This window comes from Flavobacterium cheniae (assembly GCF_004363695.1).
GTDB lineage: Bacteria > Bacteroidota > Bacteroidia > Flavobacteriales > Flavobacteriaceae > Flavobacterium > Flavobacterium cheniae.
The window spans coordinates 97336-116152 of record NZ_SNZC01000002.1 but is presented as its reverse complement, the minus strand read 5'-3'; the positions used below and the strand labels follow the sequence as shown (position 1 = coordinate 116152).

Below are 18817 nucleotides of genomic sequence, written 5' to 3'. Positions count from 1 at the left end.
ATTAATTAAAAATCAAACAGTCATGCAAAAAATTATTTTGTACACAATCGTTATTGTCTTTAGTTTAGTAACTAAAGCAGTTGCGCAGGAGTTAGAAACTATAGAGAAATCAACCGAGTGGATGGCACGCGGAAGTAAACCAGAAAGTTATGAAATGGGTTTATTGAAAAATTCAACAGATAAAGCGCAAAAAGTTTTTACCATACGCTCTATAGATGAAAAAATAGAAGGTTTTGGAAATTTAATGCAATCGAGTAAGCCTGATTTATATTTAGGAAAAACCATTAAAATGTCGGGTTATGTTAAAAGTGAAAATGTAAAATCTTGGGCTGGCCTTTGGATGCGAATCGATTATTATAACGATAAAGTTCTTGCTTTTGATAATATGCAAAATAGAGCTATTAAAGGAACAAATGATTGGACTAAATACGAAGTTGTTTTATTTGTGCCTCAAGATGCAACAGATTTTTCTTATGGTGTTTTGTTGGATGGAACAGGTCAAATTTGGTTCAAAGACATACAACTTGAAATTGTAGATGATTCTATTCCAGAAACGGGAATTACAAAAGGCAGAAATTCAAAAAGTATTTCATTTGAAGATAAAGCGAAAGCAATTGCAAACAGCATTGAAATGATTACCACCGAGGAGAAAAACGCTTTAAAAAAAGAAGTTGAAGCTATCGATTTAAAAGTAAAAGAAGGAGAGATTTCAGCTGAAAAAGCTCAAGATTTGAAGTCTAAAATTGCTCAAGAACGCGCCAATAATATCGAAACTAAAGTAGCAATTGAAGAAGCTAAATTAGCTCAATTGGTTCAGGATAAAGTAGATGGTAAAATTTTTGATTCTGATGAAAAGCCAAAAAGAGGTGGGACTAAGATTGTTTTAGGAAGCAATAAAGACGATTCTATTGGAGAAAATAAAACCGAAATCAATTTTGGTTCAATGAAAATATACAATGGTGAAAAAGACAAAGCTGAAAAAAGATCAAAAAGAACCACATCACAATTTGTTTTTGCCTTTGGTTTAAATAATGTAATTACTGATGGAGAAAATTTAGAAGATTCAGATTATAGAGTTTGGGGTTCGCATTTTTACGAATGGGGAGTTACGTATAATTCAAGAATTTTCAAAAACAACAACTTGCTTCATGCGAAATACGGACTTTCTTTAATGTATAACAATCTTCGTCCAACTGATAATCGTTATTTCGTTAAAAATGGTGATCAAACAGATTTAGTTACATCAACTGTAAAATTAGATGATTCTCGTTTTAGAAATGTGTATTTAACTGCGCCATTACATTTAGAATTCGATTTTACACCAAAGAAACTTTCAAAAGACGGAACTAAAACCTATTTCAGAACGCACGAGTCAGTTCGTTTAGGAATTGGAGGTTATGGAGGTGTGCGCATCAAGTCAAAGCAAATTTTAAAATACGAAGTAGACGACATTAAAGTAAAAGAAAAACAAAAAGGAGATTTCAATGTTTCTGACTTTACATACGGCTTAAGCGCATATGTAGGATATGGACAAACCAGTCTATATGTTAAATATGACTTAAATCCGATGTTCAAGAACAATAATATAGATCAAAACAACGTTTCATTAGGATTACGCTTTGATTTTAATTAGATTTAGGGTTAAGTTAAGTTCTCTGTTTAAAAAAGCACTTCAGCCATATGAAGTGCTTTTTTGTTTTTAAATGATTTTGGCGCTAATAGCTATATTTTTCAAAAACTTTGTAACTTGCCACTTCAAATTTACAGTTATAATTTTGTCAAGCTGAACTTGTTTCAGTTTCTAAACAATTCAACAGTTTAATACCTTAGCATTAAGATTGATATCAAAAGACACCATAGAAAAAGTATTTGAAACCGCCCGAGTTGAGGAGGTTATTGGTGATTTTGTACAACTCAAACGTGCAGGAAGTAATTTGAAAGGATTAAGTCCGTTTGTAAACGAGAAATCGCCTTCGTTTATGGTTTCTCCTGTGAAGCAAATTTGGAAAGATTTCTCCTCAGGAAAAGGGGGAAATGCAGTGACTTTCTTAATGGAACACGAACATTTTACGTATCCAGAAGCTATCAAATATTTAGCGGTAAAATACAATATTGAGATTGAAGAAACGGTTCAAACCGATGAAGATGTAGCGCAAGCCAACGAAAAGGAAAGTATGTATTTGGTTTCCGAATTCGCTCAGAAATATTTTCATCACACCTTATTAGAAACCGAAGAAGGAAAAGCCATCGGATTGTCTTATTTTAAAGAACGTGGTTTTACTTCCGAAACAATTAAGAAATTCGGGTTAGGATATTCGCCAGAAACTTGGGATGCTTTTACTAAAGAAGCACTCGGGAAAGGCTATAAATTAGACTATTTAGATAAAACCGGACTTTCTATTGTAAAAGAAGACAAGCAATTCGACCGATTCAAAGGTCGCGTGATGTTTCCAATTCAAAGTATGAGTGGGCGTGTTTTGGGTTTTGGTGGTCGTATTTTGACCAATGATAAAAAAGCAGCAAAATACTTGAATTCGCCCGAAAGTGATATTTACCACAAGAGTAAAGTTTTATACGGAATTTTCCACGCGAAGCAATCCATCGCTAAGCTGAATAATTGTTATTTGGTGGAAGGGTATACCGATGTTATCCAAATGAATCAAGCCGGAATTGAAAATGTTGTGGCTTCATCTGGAACAGCTTTAACACCTGATCAAATTCGTTTAATTAATCGCTTAACGCCAAATATTACCGTGCTTTTTGATGGTGACGCAGCCGGACTTCGAGCTTCGATTCGTGGAATTGATTTGATTTTGGAAGCAGGAATGAACGTAAAAGTATGTACGTTTCCTGATGGAGATGATCCAGATAGTTTTGCTCGAAAAACGTCTTATGAAGATTTATTGCACTATTTCGAAGAAAATGCTAAAGATTTCATTCAGTTCAAAGCGTCTTTATTGATGCAAGAAGCTAAGAATGATCCTATTAAAAAAGCTGATTTAATTCGCGATATGGTCATCAGTATTTCTAAAATTCCAGACCGAATTAAAAGAGAAGTATATATTAAGGAATGTTCTAGAATTATGGATATTTCCGAAGATGTGCTTTTTAATACGTTAGCGCAATTAGTCAAAAAGGATTTATCAGAAGCTAATAAACAATACAAAGAGGAACAAAAAGCTTTTGAAGTTGTTAAGAATGATATTTCGCAGCCTACAGCTAAAGTTGATATTCAGTACGAATTAGAACATAAAATCATTCAAATTTTATTGTTGTACGGAGATAAAGAAGACACCTTTGAAGATACTATTTTAGCTCAAAATGAAGATGGTGAAATGGTTGAAGTTAAGGAGCAAAATAAATATAAAGTATACCAACGTATTTATCTGAGTTTGCAAGAAGATGAGGTAGAATTGGCTAATCCAGTTTTCAAAGCAATTTATAACCATTTGATTGCTTACTATAATGAAAATGAAGCTTTTGAATTGGATAAATATTTGATGCATCTTCCAGAAGAATTAGCGCAAGAAGTTACCACGGTTCTTATGAATGAGGAACGCGAAGTGCTACACAATTGGGAAGTACAACAAATTTACGTAAAACAGAAAGAAGCCACCATAAGCCAATACGTAACCGAAACGATTATTACATTGCGCTGGTATTTGGTCAATAATATTATCGACGATTTGAAAAATAATGTTTCAAACGAAGAGCAATCTGATAATTCAGAAACATTAGAAATGGTAATGGCTTACTTGGGACTTACGCATATTTTTTCTAAAAGCTTAGGTAGAGTTTTATCCAGATACAACTAAATTACGTCTAAATCTTTCGCTTTTTTCAATAAATCTACAAGGTTGGTTACATTTAATTTGGCTAACAAACGCAACTTATATGTGCTGATTGTTTTTTCATCCAAACCTAAAATTTGAGCTACTTCTTTGTTTTTCTTACCATCGTTTAGGTAACGAAGTACTTCAATTTCTCTAGTAGATAATTTTTTGAACAAGCGTTCCGATTTTTTTCCTTTACTCAGCATTTCTATGCTTTTCTTAACAGTTTCACTGAAAACAACTTTTCCTTCCGATACTTTTGCAATTGTAGCTTCTAGTTCTTTTAAATCACTTCGTTTAGAAACATAGGCCGAAACACCAGCTTTAATAGCTGTTGGCGCATACATTTGTTCAGAAACGTTAGTAAAAAGTACAATTTTAGTTTCGGGAAAATCTTTCAATAAACTTTTTATATCTCTTATACTAGATAATCCTTCTAATTCAACATCAAGAAGGAGGATGTCACAGCGTTTATTATTTAAAACATTAAGTAATGATTCTAAATTTTTAGCTGATGCTACAATTTCCATTCTGGTGTTACCTTGAAAATACGATTGTAATCCTTGGGATACAACGGGTAAACTATCTGCGATACATATTTTAATCATAACTAAAAAATTACATTATTCATAATATACTCTCAAAGTTACTAAAAAAAAATGTAATTACTTGTTAATTATAGATATAAAAATTAAAAATTTTTAGGAATTTTACAAATTGGTATAGGATTCATTTTATGCTGATTGATGGTGTTTAATCTTTTGTATATTGAAAAAACATGTGCTTCTCTTCCTGAAAAATCTTCAACTGTTTTACCGTTTTCCATTTGAGTCATGGCCCATTCTAATTCATTATAATTAGCTCCAATCTGATCTTCATCGCTTCTATCATCACCAAACAAACCATCTGTTGGTTTTGCTTTTAAGATGCTTTCTGGAACTTCTAAATGTTCAGCCAATAATCTTACTTCACTTTTCACTAAATCTGCAATAGGACTAATATCAACGCCACCGTCGCCATATTTTGTAAAAAATCCTACGCCAAAATCCTCAACTTTATTTCCAGTTCCAGCTACTAATAATCCATGAATTCCAGCAAAATAATATAAAGTTGTCATGCGTAAACGCGCACGCGTATTAGCTAATGATAAATACAAAACGGCTTCATTTTCTGATGAAGGAACTTGATTTTTAAATGTTTCAAAAATGGGAGTCAAATCGGCTCTTTCATTAAAAACATTTGGGAAACGTTTTTTTAATTGGTCAATATGTTCGTTAGCTCTATTCACATGACTTTCCGCTTGATGTATTGGCATTTCCACACATAATGTAGGTAAACCAGTCTGAGCACAAAGCGTAGAAGTTAATGCGCTATCAATTCCGCCCGAGATTCCCACAACAAAACCCTTTACTTTTGCGTTAGTAGCATAATCGAGTAACCATTTTACAATATGTTGGTTGATTTTTTCGGCTTGGAACGTGGTAGAATTTGTCATTTTTTTATGAAAATTTATTAGTCGATAACTGTATATTTGCAAACCAAATTAGTTTTGATAAAAATATAAAAAATACGCTATATGAAGCAATTATTATTTGTCCTTGTTGCGATTACTTTATTTTCATGTAAAGATGATAGTAAGGTGGAAGAAGCGGTAGCTAAAATTCCAATTGAATTTAAAGTTGAACGTTTTGATCAAATCTTTTATCAATCAAAACCAGAGGATTTAAATAAGATTAAGGCGCAATATCCTTTCTTTTTTCCAGCGGGAAACCCAGATTCTATTTGGGTAAACAAACTAAAGAATCCGCTATTGAAAGAATTGTACAAAGAAGTGCAAATTAAATATCCAACTTTAGGTCCGGTTGAATCGGATATGGAAAAAATGTTTGCTTACGTACAATATTATTTCCCAAAATATAAAACACCTCGTGTTATTACTTTAATTAGTGAAGTGGATACTGAAGCCAAAGCGTTTTATGTAGATAGTTTAGCTCTAGTTTCTTTGGATTGTTACTTAGGAAAAGACCATCGTTTTTATGTTGATTTTCCAGAATATAAGAAAGCAGAATTAGAAGAAAATCAAATCTTGCCTAATTTAGTTTCGACTTTTTGTTATGGAAAAATTGCACCTCCAACGGATAGAACATTGCTTTCTGCAATGATTTATTATGGTAAAGAATTGTATGTAAAAGACAAATTGATTCCGTTTTATTCCGATGCTGTAAAAATTGGTTATACTGAAACTCAGTTGAAATTTTGTCAAGCAAACGAATATTATATGTGGAGTAATCTAGTCGAAAATAAATTATTATTTGATTCCAATCCAAAAAACGAATTACGATTCATTAAACCAGCACCTTTTTCAAAATTCTATTTAGAAATCGATAATCAAACACCAGGAAGAGTGGGGCAATGGTTAGGTTGGCAAATCGTAAGAAGTTATATGGAAAACAACGATGATGTAACTTTAGAGCAATTATTAGCAATGGATGCTAAAACCATCTTCGACAATTCAAAATACAAACCAAAGAAGCAATAAATATGAAAACATCAGATATAAAAATCACCGTAGGTTTAGACGAAAATAACGTTCCTGATAAATTGTTATGGACAGCACAAGATGGCGGAATTGAGCAAGAAGAAGCAAAAGCTTTATTGTTATCTGTTTGGGATAGCAAAGCCAAAGAAACACTTCGTATTGATTTATGGACAAAAGATATGCCGGTAGACGAAATGAAACAATTCTTCCATCAAACATTAGTGGCAATGGCAGATACATTTCAACGCGCAACTGCCGATGAGAAAATGTCGGATACTATGCGCGATTTCTGTGATTACTTCGCTGAAAAAATGGATTTGAAAGCATAATAAAAAAGCCACTAACGTTTAATTAGTGGCTTTTTTTTTGGTATCAGTTTTTAAACAAATCCATTATCTTTAAAAATATCTTCATTAATTTGACCAATATATTCTAAAATCCCTTCTTTTCCTTTAGCTTCCAAAGATGAAGTTACAAAATATGGTGGCATTTCAGCCCAATCGCCAGCTAACAATTGTTTCTTATATGCTTCCACATGATTGTTCACTTTGTTTTTTCCAAGTTTATCTGATTTGGTAAAAATAATCGCAAAAGGAATCTCGCTTTCGCCTAAATATTCCATGAATTCCAAATCAATTTTTTGAGCTTCTAATCGAATGTCGATTAATACAAAAGCACATACTAATTGCTCTCTTTGCTCAAAATAATCCATAATAAATTGTTGGAAAACCGCTTTAGTTTTCTTAGAAACTCGTGCATAACCATAACCTGGTAAATCCACTAAAAACCAATTGTTATTGATTTTAAAGTGATTGATTAATTGCGTTTTTCCTGGTTTTGACGATGTTTTTGCCAAATTTTTATGGTTCGTCAACATGTTAATCAAAGATGATTTTCCTACATTGGAACGACCAATAAATGCGTATTCAGGTAAGCGGTCTTTTGGACACTTATCTACTTCTGAATTACTAATTACGAATTCGGCGGTATTAATTTTCATATGCTATAAAATAAAATTCCCCAAAAAGGGGAACTATTATAAATTCTTCTTTTGTAACCAATCAAACAAAATTTGATTGAATGCTTCTGGGTGCTCCATCATGGCAGCGTGCCCACATTTGTCAATCCAAAATAACTCCGAATTTGGTAATAACTTATCAAATTCTTCGGCTACATTTGGTGGCGTTACTTTATCATTTCTTCCCCAAATAATGCAAGTTGGAGTTGTCATTTTTGGTAAATCTTTTGCCATGTTATGACGAATAGCGCTCTTTGCAATTGTTAAGGTTTTAATCAATTTGATTCTATCGTTAACTGTTGCAAAAACTTCATCAACAATTTCTTTAGTTGCTATTTCTGGATTATAAAAAACGTCTTCGGCTTTCTTTTTAATGTATTCATAATCACCACGTTTTGGATAACTTTCACCCATTCCGCTTTCATATAAACCTGAACTTCCAGTAATTACTAATGCTTTTACAAGTTCTGGATACATTTTAGTAAAATACAATCCAATGTGTCCACCTAACGAGTTTCCGACAAGAATTACTTGATCAAATCCTTTATGAACTACAAAGTCTTTGACAAACTTGGAAAAGGCTTTGACGTTGGTTTTTAAAATATTTTGCGTGTAAATTGGTAATTCAGGAATCACCACTTTATATCCTTTAGGAGGAAAAAAATTAGCCACACCATCAAAATTACTTAGGCCGCCCATTAAACCATGAAGTATGATTATTGGAGTTCCTTCGCCAGCTTCAAAATAGGTGTATTTTTTTTCTTTTCTTAACATAAATTCCACTTAAGGTATTAGTTCTAATGATTGACAAATATACTATTTTATTAAAGAATGAAAAGAAAAATTTAACAGAGTTGTTTTTAAACTTTTACAGCTTGTAAAATGTTAGTTATCAACAATTTTAATGGTTTTTTACTGAAAAAGGATGAAATATTGAATTTTCATTTTTCTACATGAATTCTTCTTAATTCTTGATTTTGCAAATATTCTTTTGTTAAAAGTGGTAAAGCAACTTTTGAAATCTAAAAACTTATTAACAAAGTGGTAGTTTGTGGTAAAAAGTGGTAAAATTTTTCTAAATTTGTCCTTATTCTAATCGAAATAAAAAGTTGAAAACATTAATCGGAACATACGAATGTAAAGTAGATGCCAAAGGAAGGCTGATGCTACCTACGTCGCTAAAGAAACAATTGGGTTCTTTGGAGGAAGGTTTCGTGTTGAAGCGTTCGGTTTTTCAGCCTTGTTTGGAGTTGTTTCCAATGAGTGAATGGAATAAAATGATGTTGAAAATCAATAAGCTAAATCGTTTTGTTAAAAAGAACAACGATTTTATTAGAAGATTTACAGCAGGAGTTAAAATGGTAGAGATTGATGGAACAGGACGACTTTTAATTCCGAAAGATTTAGTGGTTTTTGCTCAAATTGATAAAGATATTGTGTTGAATTCAGCGATTAATATCATCGAAATTTGGGATAAAGATAAGTATGAAAATGCGATTGAAAACGCTACGGATGATTTCGCAGATTTAGCAGAAGAAGTAATGGGTAATTTAAATGACGACGAAGATGGAATATCATAATCCAGTATTGTTAAAAGAAACAGTTGATGGATTGAATATTCATCCTGATGGTGTGTATGTGGATGTTACTTTTGGTGGTGGCGGACATTCGAGAGAAATTATGAGTCGTTTGGGAGAAAACGGAAAATTATTCGCTTTTGACCAAGATTTAGATGCTTTGAAAAACGCCATTGATGATGAGCGATTTACTTTAATTAATGAAAATTTCAGATTCATAAAACGATTTTTACGTTTTCACGGAATTAAGCAAGTAGATGGAATTTTAGCCGATTTAGGTGTTTCATCTCACCAATTTGACGTTGCTGAACGTGGTTTTTCTACCCGTTTTGATGCTGAATTGGATATGCGAATGAATCAGAAAGGCGACATCAGTGCGTATCATGTTGTTAATGAATATGATGAGCAAGATATTGCAAGAGTTTTGTTTGATTACGGCGAATTAAAAAACGCAAGAGCAATGGCAAACGTAATTGTAACAGCTCGAAAAGATAAAGAAATTCGAAATTCAGATGAATTAAAAAAAGTGCTGGCTAAGTTTTTACCAGGACATAAAAGCAATAAAATTTTAGCTCAAATATACCAAGCCATTCGCATTGAAGTCAATCAAGAAATGGATGTGCTAAAAGAATTCTTAGAGCAATCATTAGAAATTCTAAAACCAGGCGGAAGACTGAGTGTTATCTCATATCACTCATTAGAAGATAGATTGGTAAAACGTTTTGTAAAAAACGGCATGTTTGAAGGAGAGCCAGAACGTGATTTCTTTGGAAACTTTGAAGTTCCTTTTAAAACCATCGAAAAACTAATCGTACCATCAGAAGAAGAAATTGCAATCAATAATAGAGCAAGAAGCGCAAAATTAAGAGTAGCGGAAAAAATATAACAGAATGAAATCGCTATTAACAAAAAGTTTGCGAAAGCAAACACCAATAAATAAAAAGCGATAACATATATGACCACAAACATATAAATTTTACATATATGAAAGACGGAATTTACAGTTTATTAAAAGCCAAGTTTCTTATTAGTGATGACGCTCTTAAGAACTGGAAGTTCATTGTTTTTCTTGTGGTTCTTGGAATGTTTGCTATTGCAAATAATCATCAATACGATGCAAAAAATTACCGAATCACCGAATTAAATAATCAAGTTAAAGAATTGCGTTCTGAGTTTGTAGATCGTCGTTCTGAATTGATGAAGTTAAAAATGGAATCTACGGTAGCTAAGAAAATGGAAACACGTCAAATTCTGCCTTCAGAAGTGCCTCCAGTAAAAGTTGTTGTTGAAGATAAAGAAAGTAAAAAAAGTTTTTGGGATAAATTAAAAATATGGCAATAGAAGATAAGAAAATATCGTATCGCATGTATTTTGTAGCTGTTATGTTCTTCATAATGGCTGTATTTATTTTGATTAAACTGAATAATATTCAATGGGTTGAAGGTAATTATTACCGAAAATTAGGAAAAGAAAGAACGGTTAAAAATTTTCCAATTCCAGCCAACAAAGGAAATGTGTACTCGGCTGATGGAAGTTTGTTAGCAACATCAATTCCAGAATACACTATTTATTTTGATGCGGTGGCACCTACACCAGAATTGTTTAAAGAGAATGTTCAAGGACTTTCTGATTCACTATCGGTTATGTTTGGAAAATCATCTGGGCATTATCAAGCGAAACTACAAAAAGCAAGAGCTAATAAAAGTCGTTACGTTTTCATTGCAAAAAAGTTGAGTTATACTGAACAAATGCGTTTGAAAACTTTCCCAATGTTCAATAAAGGGGCGAACAAAGGAGGATTAATTATCGAGCAAAAAATTGTGAGAGAACATCCAATTGGTTTGGTTGCAAAAAGAACCATTGGTTACGAACGTTCAAACGAAGATGGAAAAGGATTAGAATATGCTTTTCGTGATTATTTGAATGGAAAGAACGGCCATCGTATGATGCAAAAAATTGCTAAAAATCAATGGAAACCAATTAGCGATATCAACGAGAAAGATCCTCAAGATGGTTACGATATTATTTCTACAATTGATGTTTACATTCAGGATATTGCTCACCATGCTTTATTAAAACAATTAGAGTATTACAGTGCTGATCACGGATGTGTAGTGGTTATGGAAACCAAAACGGGTCACATCAAAGCAATTTCAAATTTAGGAAGAGCAAATGATGGTTCATATTATGAAACACAAAATTACGCTATAACTGAATCTCACGAACCAGGTTCTACTTTTAAACTAGTTGATTTAATTGCGGTATTAGATGATAAAAAAGCAGATACCAGTACGGTTTATAATTCAAATGGTGGTGAAGTTCAATATTATGGCAGAAGAGTAAGGGATTCACATAAAGGTGGTTATGGAAAAATTTCTTTAGCAAGAGGATTTGAAGTATCATCCAATACGGTTTTAGTACAATCAGTTTACAATAGTTACAAAGACAATCCAAAACAATTTGTAGATAGAATCAATAGTTACGGATTGAATAAGCCTCTAGGTTTACCAATAAAAGGTGAAGGAAAGCCAGTTATTCCACAACCAGGAACAAATCGTTGGTCGGGAGTAGCATTGCCTTGGATGGCCTTTGGATACGGGTTATCAGTAACTCCATTGCAAACTTTGACATTATATAATGCGGTTGCAAATGATGGAGTAATGATAAAACCAATTTTCGTTAGTGAAATTAAAGAATGGAATAAAACAATTAAAAAATTTGATACCCAAGTAATCAATCCGAAAATTTGTTCACAAGAAACTTTAGATAAAGTTCATGCCGTTTTGGAAAATGTTGTAAAGAAAGGAACAGGCTCTAAATTGTATTCCAAAGATTTCTCAATGGCTGGAAAAACAGGAACAGCTCAAGTGAATTATAAAGACAAATCGAAATTATACTACGCTTCTTCTTTTGTAGGGTATTTTCCAGCAGATGAACCTAAATATTCTTGTATCGTAGTTGTTCATAAACCAAATGTTGCAGCAGGATATTACGGAGCCGATGTTGCTGGACCAGTTTTCAAAAGAATCGCACAAAAAATATTTACCGATTCTCCATCTACGAATCATGTGAAAAATATCGATGCTAAAGTAATTTCACAAGAGAAAAGCTACGCAGAATATTATAAGAAAGCAGAAAAGGAAGAGCGAGTTGTTCCAAATGTAAAAGGAATGGAAGGAATGGATGCTGTAGCATTATTAGAAAATTTAGGATTAAAAGTAAAAGTAATTGGTGTGGGAAGAGTGAAAAAACAGTCACTAACATCAGGACAAGCTTTTAACAAAAATCAAACTATCATAATCGAATTATCGTGAAGCAATTAAAAGACATATTATATAAAGTACACATTGAAGCAGTTCATGGAGCTACTGATATTACTATTTCAAAAATTGAATTTGATTCGAGAAAAATTGAATTGAACGATGTTTTCGTAGCTATCAGAGGAACACTTTCTGATGGTCATGATTATATTGAAAAAGCATTAAGTCTGGGAGCTGTGGCGGTAATTTGTGAAGAATTTCCTAGTGTAATCGTAAACGGTGTTACTTATATTAAAGTAAAAGATGCTAACGAAGCGTTGGCTTTTTTAGCGGCTAATTATTACGAAAATCCTTCTGAAAATATCAGATTAGTTGGTGTTACAGGAACTAATGGTAAAACAACTATTGCATCACTATTATATCAATTATTCAAAAAAGCAGGTTATAAAGTGGGATTGTTATCAACTGTTAAAATTATGGTTGACGAACAAGAATTCAAAGCCACGCATACGACTCCAGATTCTTTAACTATTAACAAGTTTCTAGATTTAATGATTCAAGAAGGTTGCGAATTTTGTTTTATGGAAGTTTCTTCGCACGGTGTTCATCAAAAACGTACAGAAGCCTTACGTTTTGAAGGTGGCGTCTTCACGAATTTATCACATGATCATTTAGATTACCACAATACATTTGCTGAATATCGCGATGTAAAAAAATCATTTTTTGATAATTTACCTAAATCAGCTTTTGCAATTACCAATATCGATGACAAAAACGGATTGGTAATGCTTCAAAATACAAAAGCTAAGAAATTGACTTACGCTTTAAAATCGTATGCCGATTACAAAGCACAAATCTTAGAAAACCAATTATCGGGATTGTTATTAAAAATCAATGATAACGAAGTTTGGGTGAAATTAATTGGTTCTTTCAATGCTTATAATTTACTAGCCATTTATGGAGTAGCAGTCGAATTAGGAATCGAAAAAGTAGAAGCATTGCGTTTGCTTTCAGAATTAGAAAGTGTTTCAGGACGTTTTCAATTTATTGTTTCTGATTCTAAAATTACGGCTATTGTAGATTATGCTCACACACCAGATGCATTGGAAAATGTATTAAAAACGATTGATGATATTCGTACAAAAAACGAACAATTGATTACAGTTGTAGGTTGTGGTGGCGATAGAGATAAAACAAAAAGACCAATTATGGCTCACATTGCTTCATCAATGAGCGACAAAGCCATTTTTACCTCAGATAATCCAAGAACCGAAAATCCTGAAACGATTATCGAAGAAATGGAAAAAGGGGTAGAGCCTCAAAATTTCAAAAAAACAGTTTCCATTTTAGATAGAAAGCAAGCTATTAAAACCGCTTGTCAATTGGCAAATCCTAACGATATTATTCTAATCGCAGGGAAAGGTCATGAAACATATCAAGAAATTAACGGAGTCCGTCACGATTTTGACGATTTACAAATAGTAACTGAATTATTACAACAATTAAACAAATAAAAGCCAACAATTAACCTTTAAAACTAAGCAAACAATATGTTATACTACATCTTTCAATACTTAGACAAAGCCTTTGATGTTCCTGGAGCAGGAGTTTTTCAATATATTACTTTTCGCTCGGCATTAGCTTTTATTTTGTCGTTGTTAATTGCTACGATTTACGGAAAAAAAATCATCAACTATTTGAGAAACCAACAAGTGGGTGAAACGGTTCGTGAACTTGGTTTAGAAGGGCAAACTGCAAAAGCAGGAACACCAACAATGGGTGGAATCATCATCATTTTGGCGACTTTAATTCCAGTTTTGTTATTGGCTAAGTTGAATAACATTTACATCATTTTATTGATTGTAACTACAATTTGGATGGGAGTCATTGGTTTTATTGATGATTACATTAAAATTTTCAAGAAAGATAAACAAGGTTTAAAAGGAATTTTTAAAGTAATTGGGCAAGTTGGATTAGGTTTAATTGTAGGAACCGTTTTGTATTTTAGTCCAGATGTAACCGTTAGAAAAGATACTTTAACTTCAAGAGTAAAAATCGAGAACAATATCAAACCTGCTGATTTAGAAGAAAAATCGACAGCAACCACTATTCCTTTTTTGAAAAATAACGAATTTGATTACGCAGAAGTGTTATCGTTCATGGGCGATGATTACAAAGATTACGCTTGGTTGATTTTTATTCCAATGGTAATTTTAATCATCACAGCAGTTTCAAACGGCGCCAATCTTACGGATGGTATTGACGGTTTAGCCGCAGGAACTTCCGCAATTTCGGTACTGACACTCGGTTTGTTCACTTTCGTATCAGGTAATATCATTTTCTCTGATTATTTGAACATCATGTATATTCCAAACTCTGGTGAAATGACGGTTTACATCGCAGCATTCGTTGGAGCTTTGGTTGGATTTCTTTGGTACAACGCTTATCCAGCTTCAGTATTTATGGGTGATACGGGAAGTTTAACTATTGGTGGTATTATCGCTGTAATTGCAATTGCTATTCGTAAAGAATTAATGATACCTGTAGTTTGCGGAATTTTCTTAGCCGAAAATTTATCAGTAATAATTCAGGTGAGTTATTTTAAATACACTAAAAAGAAATTTGGTGAAGGAAGAAGAATTTTCCTAATGTCACCATTGCACCATCATTATCAGAAAAAAGGTTATCACGAAAGTAGAATTGTAACTCGCTTTTGGATTGTCGGAATTCTATTAGCGATTTTCTCACTTGTTTCTTTAAAATTAAGATAAGATGCGACTGGTAGTTTTAGGCGGAGGCGAAAGTGGAGTAGGAACCGCCATCTTAGGAAAGAAAAAAGGTTATGATGTTTTTGTGTCGGATTTTGGAAAAATAAAAGAAAATTATAAAGAAGTTCTTACTATTAATGGAATCGCTTGGGAAGATGAAAAGCACACAGAAGAATTAATTCTGAATGCCGATGTAGTAATGAAAAGTCCAGGAATTCCCGAAAAAGCTCCTGTCGTAAAAAAGCTAATTGAAAAAGGAATTCCAGTAATATCTGAAATAGAATTTGCGATTCAGTTTACAGATGCTACAACAGTTGGAATCACAGGAAGTAATGGAAAAACAACGACAACATTGTTGACGTATCATTTGTTAAAACAAGGTGGATTAAATGTAGGATTAGCAGGAAATATTGGAAAAAGCTTCGCTTGGCAAGTAGCCGAAAACAAGCACGATATTTATGTATTGGAATTGAGCAGTTTTCAGTTAGACGGTATCATCAATTACAAGCCACACATCGCGATTTTGACCAATATTAGTCCAGATCACTTAGATAGATATAATTACGATTACAGTTTGTATATCAATTCAAAATTTAGAATTACAAAAAATCAAACAGAAGCCGATTATTTGATTTATGACAATGAAGACGATGCGATTCAAAATTGGCTAAACAAGAATTCAATTAAAGCAAATAAAGTTCCTTTTTCATTAACAGGAAAACCTGAAAAAGATGGAGGATTTATAGAAAATAACAACATTAACAGCACTATTAAAAACGAAATATTTACTATGCCAATCAACGAACTAGCACTAGAAGGAAAACACAACATCAAGAATGCAATGGCAGCAACTGCTGTAGCACAATTGTTGAATATTAGAAAACAGACCATCAGAGAAAGTTTGACTAATTTTCAAGGTGTAGAACATCGCTTAGAAAAAGTATTGAAAATTCAAGGTGTGCAATACATCAACGATTCTAAGGCTACGAATGTAAATTCGGTTTTTTATGCTTTGGATAGCATGAGTACACCAACGGTTTGGATTGTAGGTGGTGTTGATAAGGGAAATGATTACGATGAATTGATGCCATTAGTTCGTGAAAAAGTAAAAGCAATCGTTTGTTTAGGTGTTGACAATACAAAAATCATCAATGCTTTTAATAATGTGGTGGATGTTATGGTGGAAACTACTTCAATGTCTGAAGCAGTTCAATTAGCACAACGTTTAGCTGAAAAAGGAGATAGCGTGTTGTTATCGCCAGCTTGTGCAAGTTTCGATTTGTTTGAAAACTACGAAGACAGAGGAAAACAATTTAAACAAGCAATTTATAATTTATAATAACAGATAGAAATGTTTGATATCATTGGTAAAATAAGAGGAGATAAAACCATTTGGGCTATAGTTTTTCTATTGGCTCTTATCTCGTTTTTGCCAGTGTATAGTGCTAGTACTAATTTAGTTTACGTTATCGGAAAAGGAACTACGATTGGCTATTTGTTCAAACATTTTATACATGTAATGTTGGGTTTCGGAATCATATTTTTTATTCACAAAACGCCTTATCATTACTTTAAAGCACTTTCTATTTTCGGAATTCCGTTAGTAATATTGTTATTAGTTTATACTTTATTTAAAGGAACTGTTATTGATGGTGCAAATGCCAGTCGTTGGATACAAATTCCTTTTATAGGTATTGGTTTTCAGACTTCTACGTTGGCTTTTATCGTGTTAATGATTTATGTAGCTCGCTATTTAGCAAAAGTAAGCGATAAAGAATATTCGTTTAAAGATTCCTTATTAGAATTGTGGGCGCCAGTTTTTGCCATTTTAGCATTAGTGCTTCCAGCGAACTTTTCAACAACTGCTTTGATTTTTTCAATGGTATGTATGTTGGTTTTCATTGGACAATACCCAATGCGATATCTCGGAATTATAATTGGAGCAGGAATTGTGAGTTTAACGATGTTTATTTTGGTAGCAAAAGCTTTTCCAGACGCAATGCCAAACCGTGTTGATACATGGATGAGTCGTATTGATAGTTTCTTCGATGATAAACCTAATGAAGATGATTACCAAATTGAAAAAGCAAAAATAGCCATCGCATCCGGTGGGATAAAAGGATTAGGTCCAGGAAAAAGTGTTCAGAAAAACTTTTTACCTCAATCTTCTTCTGATTTTATTTTTGCCATAATTGTGGAAGAGTACGGTTTAGTAGGTGCTGTCGGAATCATCTTTTTGTATTTACTATTGTTTATCCGATTTATAATTGATGCTCAAAAAGCAACGACTTTATTCGGAAAACTATTAATCATCGGACTCGGATTTCCAATTATATTTCAGGCGTTTATCAATATGGGAGTTGCCGTAGAATTACTTCCAGTGACAGGTCAGCCTTTGCCATTGATTAGTAGTGGAGGAACTTCTATTTGGATGACGTGTATTGCGATTGGAATTATTTTAAGTGTGACGAAGAAAGAAGAAGAAGTAGCATTGGATTTAGAAGAAAAACGCAAACGTGATGAAGCGTTACAACAAATTATTGATGCACAAGTAGCGTTAAACGAAGATAAAGAAGCAGATGAAAATCAGCAGAAAATAAACGATATTAAAAGTTCCATTAGAGAATCTTTAATTGAAGATGAGAATGGAGATGTGTTAGTAAACGGACAAAATCCAATGAACGCAGTTTTAAATAAAAGATAGATGAAAAATCCAAGATTCATAATTAGCGGTGGCGGTACAGGTGGACATATTTATCCAGCTGTTGCGATTGCAAACGAATTAAAAAATCGTTTTCCAGATGCGGAGTTCCTTTTTGTAGGTGCCAAAGATAAAATGGAAATGCAAAAAGTGCCTCAAGCAGGTTATGCAATCAAAGGATTATGGATTTCAGGAATTCAACGCAAGCTGACTTTGGATAACGCAATGTTTCCTTTAAAGTTGGCTTCGAGTATGTGGAATTCATTCAAAATCATCAAAAGTTTTAAGCCAGATGTTGTTATTGGAACTGGAGGTTTTGCAAGTGGAGCAGTCTTGAAAGCGGCATCCATGTTGAATATTCCAACAGTAATTCAAGAGCAAAATTCATATCCTGGAATTACCAATAAATTATTGGCAAAAAGAGCGAATAAGATTTGTGTCGCATACGAAAATTTGGAGCGATTTTTTCCAAAAGATAAAATGATATTAACTGGAAATCCAGTGCGTCAAGATTTGATTAATGAAGCGAGTAAAAGCGAAGCTATAGCTTATTTTAATTTAGATGCGAATAAAAAAACACTTTTGGTTTTAGGCGGAAGTTTAGGTGCTAGAAGAATCAATCAATTAATTGAGAAAGAATTGGATTTTCTATTGAGTCAGAACATTCAAATCATTTGGCAATGCGGAAAATTATATTTGAACGATTACTCAAAATATACTGAGAAAGACAACGTTCAGGTAGTAGCGTTTATTGATAGAATGGATTTGGTTTACGCTGCTGCAGATGTAGTGATTTCTCGTTCAGGTGCATCATCCGTTTCGGAATTATGCATTGTGGGAAAACCAACGATTTTCATTCCGTCACCAAACGTAGCCGAAGATCATCAAACTAAAAATGCTAAAGCAATTTCAGATAAAAACGGAGCCATTTTAATCAAAGAATCTGAATTAGAAACGCAATTTGAAACGATTTTTTCTGATTTAATTTCAAACGAAAGTAAGAAATCAGAATTAAGTCAAAACATAAAAAAATTAGCTAAGCCAAACGCAACAAAAGATATTGTTGAAGAGATAATAAAGCTAATAAAATAATATTTCAAGGGCAAGTTCAATTACAAGAA

Annotated in this window: 17 protein-coding genes; 13 read left to right on the top strand and 4 right to left on the bottom strand. The window is 32.9% G+C overall.

Features of this window, described 5'->3' with window-relative positions; all coding sequences use genetic code 11:
- Positions 1-22: 22 nt before the first annotated feature.
- On the top strand, positions 23-1633 hold the full coding sequence (locus C8D80_RS05455; RefSeq protein WP_242004845.1) for a hypothetical protein: 1611 nt from the start codon (positions 23-25) through the stop codon (positions 1631-1633).
- 205 nt (positions 1634-1838) lie between these two features.
- A complete protein-coding gene (dnaG, locus tag C8D80_RS05450; RefSeq protein WP_133608205.1) occupies positions 1839-3815 on the top strand; it encodes a DNA primase in 1977 nt (658 codons plus the stop codon).
- On the opposite strand, the gene C8D80_RS05445 is transcribed toward dnaG, so the two are convergent.
- The gene (locus tag C8D80_RS05445) at positions 3812-4441 is read right to left on the bottom strand and encodes a response regulator transcription factor (RefSeq protein ID WP_133608203.1); all 630 of its coding nucleotides are present in this window, start codon (positions 4439-4441) and stop codon (positions 3812-3814) included. The two genes, dnaG and C8D80_RS05445, sit on opposite strands and share 4 nt — an antisense overlap.
- An 83-nt stretch (positions 4442-4524) precedes the next feature.
- A complete protein-coding gene (gene nadE / locus C8D80_RS05440) occupies positions 4525-5328 on the bottom strand; it encodes an NAD(+) synthase (protein ID WP_133608201.1) in 804 nt (267 codons plus the stop codon).
- A gap of 81 nt (positions 5329-5409) precedes the next feature.
- Between nadE and gldB the strand changes: the two genes are divergently transcribed.
- Both gldB and gldC read left to right on the top strand, forming a co-directional pair.
- The gene (gene gldB, locus C8D80_RS05435; protein ID WP_133608199.1) at positions 5410-6372 is read left to right on the top strand and encodes a gliding motility lipoprotein GldB; all 963 of its coding nucleotides are present in this window, start codon (positions 5410-5412) and stop codon (positions 6370-6372) included.
- Positions 6373-6374: 2 nt separating this feature from the next.
- Positions 6375-6701, top strand: a complete 327-nt coding sequence (gene gldC / locus C8D80_RS05430; RefSeq protein WP_133608197.1) for a gliding motility protein GldC — start codon at positions 6375-6377, stop codon at positions 6699-6701.
- 50 nt (positions 6702-6751) lie between these two features.
- Here gldC and yihA read toward each other — a convergent pair whose 3' ends face one another.
- Complete coding sequence (gene yihA, locus C8D80_RS05425) at positions 6752-7372, bottom strand: ribosome biogenesis GTP-binding protein YihA/YsxC (protein ID WP_133608195.1); 621 nt, start codon at positions 7370-7372, stop codon at positions 6752-6754.
- Between the two features lie 36 nt (positions 7373-7408).
- A complete protein-coding gene (locus C8D80_RS05420) occupies positions 7409-8164 on the bottom strand; it encodes an alpha/beta fold hydrolase (RefSeq protein ID WP_133608193.1) in 756 nt (251 codons plus the stop codon).
- A 335-nt stretch (positions 8165-8499) separates the two neighbouring features.
- On the opposite strand from C8D80_RS05420, the gene mraZ reads away from it, so the two are divergent.
- The 9 genes from mraZ to murG all read left to right on the top strand — a co-directional run bounded on the left by mraZ (position 8500) and on the right by murG (position 18788).
- A complete protein-coding gene (gene mraZ, locus C8D80_RS05415) occupies positions 8500-8970 on the top strand; it encodes a division/cell wall cluster transcriptional repressor MraZ (RefSeq protein WP_133608191.1) in 471 nt (156 codons plus the stop codon).
- The gene (rsmH, locus tag C8D80_RS05410; protein ID WP_199757208.1) at positions 8945-9853 is read left to right on the top strand and encodes a 16S rRNA (cytosine(1402)-N(4))-methyltransferase RsmH; all 909 of its coding nucleotides are present in this window, start codon (positions 8945-8947) and stop codon (positions 9851-9853) included. The genes mraZ and rsmH overlap by 26 nt, the downstream gene beginning before the upstream one ends.
- Positions 9854-9951: 98 nt before the next feature.
- The gene (locus tag C8D80_RS05405) at positions 9952-10308 is read left to right on the top strand and encodes an FtsL-like putative cell division protein (protein ID WP_133608187.1); all 357 of its coding nucleotides are present in this window, start codon (positions 9952-9954) and stop codon (positions 10306-10308) included.
- Positions 10299-12281, top strand: coding sequence for a penicillin-binding protein (locus tag C8D80_RS05400; RefSeq protein WP_133608185.1), 1983 nt, complete (start codon positions 10299-10301; stop codon positions 12279-12281). The genes C8D80_RS05405 and C8D80_RS05400 overlap by 10 nt, the downstream gene beginning before the upstream one ends.
- Positions 12278-13741 carry a UDP-N-acetylmuramoyl-L-alanyl-D-glutamate--2,6-diaminopimelate ligase gene (locus C8D80_RS05395; RefSeq protein WP_133608183.1) on the top strand — a complete coding sequence of 488 codons (1464 nt, stop codon included), beginning with the start codon at positions 12278-12280 and terminating at the stop codon, positions 13739-13741. Before C8D80_RS05400 ends, C8D80_RS05395 begins: the two co-directional genes overlap by 4 nt.
- A 36-nt stretch (positions 13742-13777) precedes the next feature.
- Positions 13778-14998 carry a phospho-N-acetylmuramoyl-pentapeptide-transferase gene (mraY, locus tag C8D80_RS05390; protein ID WP_133608181.1) on the top strand — a complete coding sequence of 407 codons (1221 nt, stop codon included), beginning with the start codon at positions 13778-13780 and terminating at the stop codon, positions 14996-14998.
- 1 nt (position 14999) lies between these two features.
- Positions 15000-16334: a UDP-N-acetylmuramoyl-L-alanine--D-glutamate ligase gene (gene murD / locus C8D80_RS05385; protein WP_133608179.1), complete on the top strand. Its 1335-nt coding sequence runs from the start codon at positions 15000-15002 to the stop codon at positions 16332-16334.
- A 12-nt stretch (positions 16335-16346) separates the two neighbouring features.
- Positions 16347-17699, top strand: a complete 1353-nt coding sequence (locus C8D80_RS05380) for an FtsW/RodA/SpoVE family cell cycle protein (protein WP_133608176.1) — start codon at positions 16347-16349, stop codon at positions 17697-17699.
- Positions 17700-18788 carry an undecaprenyldiphospho-muramoylpentapeptide beta-N-acetylglucosaminyltransferase gene (gene murG / locus C8D80_RS05375; RefSeq protein WP_133608174.1) on the top strand — a complete coding sequence of 363 codons (1089 nt, stop codon included), beginning with the start codon at positions 17700-17702 and terminating at the stop codon, positions 18786-18788. It begins immediately after the preceding gene.
- Positions 18789-18817 lie beyond the last annotated feature (29 nt).

Coding starts and splice junctions, on each gene's coding strand:
- murD (WP_133608179.1), top strand. CDS start 15,000: ATGCGACTGGTAGTTTTAGGCGGAGGCGAAAGTGGAGTAGGAACCGCC.
- gldC (WP_133608197.1), top strand. CDS start 6,375: ATGAAAACATCAGATATAAAAATCACCGTAGGTTTAGACGAAAATAAC.
- murG (WP_133608174.1), top strand. CDS start 17,700: ATGAAAAATCCAAGATTCATAATTAGCGGTGGCGGTACAGGTGGACAT.
- C8D80_RS05420 (WP_133608193.1), bottom strand. CDS start 8,164: ATGTTAAGAAAAGAAAAAAAATACACCTATTTTGAAGCTGGCGAAGGA.
- gldB (WP_133608199.1), top strand. CDS start 5,410: ATGAAGCAATTATTATTTGTCCTTGTTGCGATTACTTTATTTTCATGT.
- yihA (WP_133608195.1), bottom strand. CDS start 7,372: ATGAAAATTAATACCGCCGAATTCGTAATTAGTAATTCAGAAGTAGAT.
- mraY (WP_133608181.1), top strand. CDS start 13,778: ATGTTATACTACATCTTTCAATACTTAGACAAAGCCTTTGATGTTCCT.
- C8D80_RS05380 (WP_133608176.1), top strand. CDS start 16,347: ATGTTTGATATCATTGGTAAAATAAGAGGAGATAAAACCATTTGGGCT.
- C8D80_RS05445 (WP_133608203.1), bottom strand. CDS start 4,441: ATGATTAAAATATGTATCGCAGATAGTTTACCCGTTGTATCCCAAGGA.
- nadE (WP_133608201.1), bottom strand. CDS start 5,328: ATGACAAATTCTACCACGTTCCAAGCCGAAAAAATCAACCAACATATT.
- rsmH (WP_199757208.1), top strand. CDS start 8,945: ATGACGACGAAGATGGAATATCATAATCCAGTATTGTTAAAAGAAACA.
- C8D80_RS05405 (WP_133608187.1), top strand. CDS start 9,952: ATGAAAGACGGAATTTACAGTTTATTAAAAGCCAAGTTTCTTATTAGT.
- C8D80_RS05400 (WP_133608185.1), top strand. CDS start 10,299: ATGGCAATAGAAGATAAGAAAATATCGTATCGCATGTATTTTGTAGCT.
- C8D80_RS05455 (WP_242004845.1), top strand. CDS start 23: ATGCAAAAAATTATTTTGTACACAATCGTTATTGTCTTTAGTTTAGTA.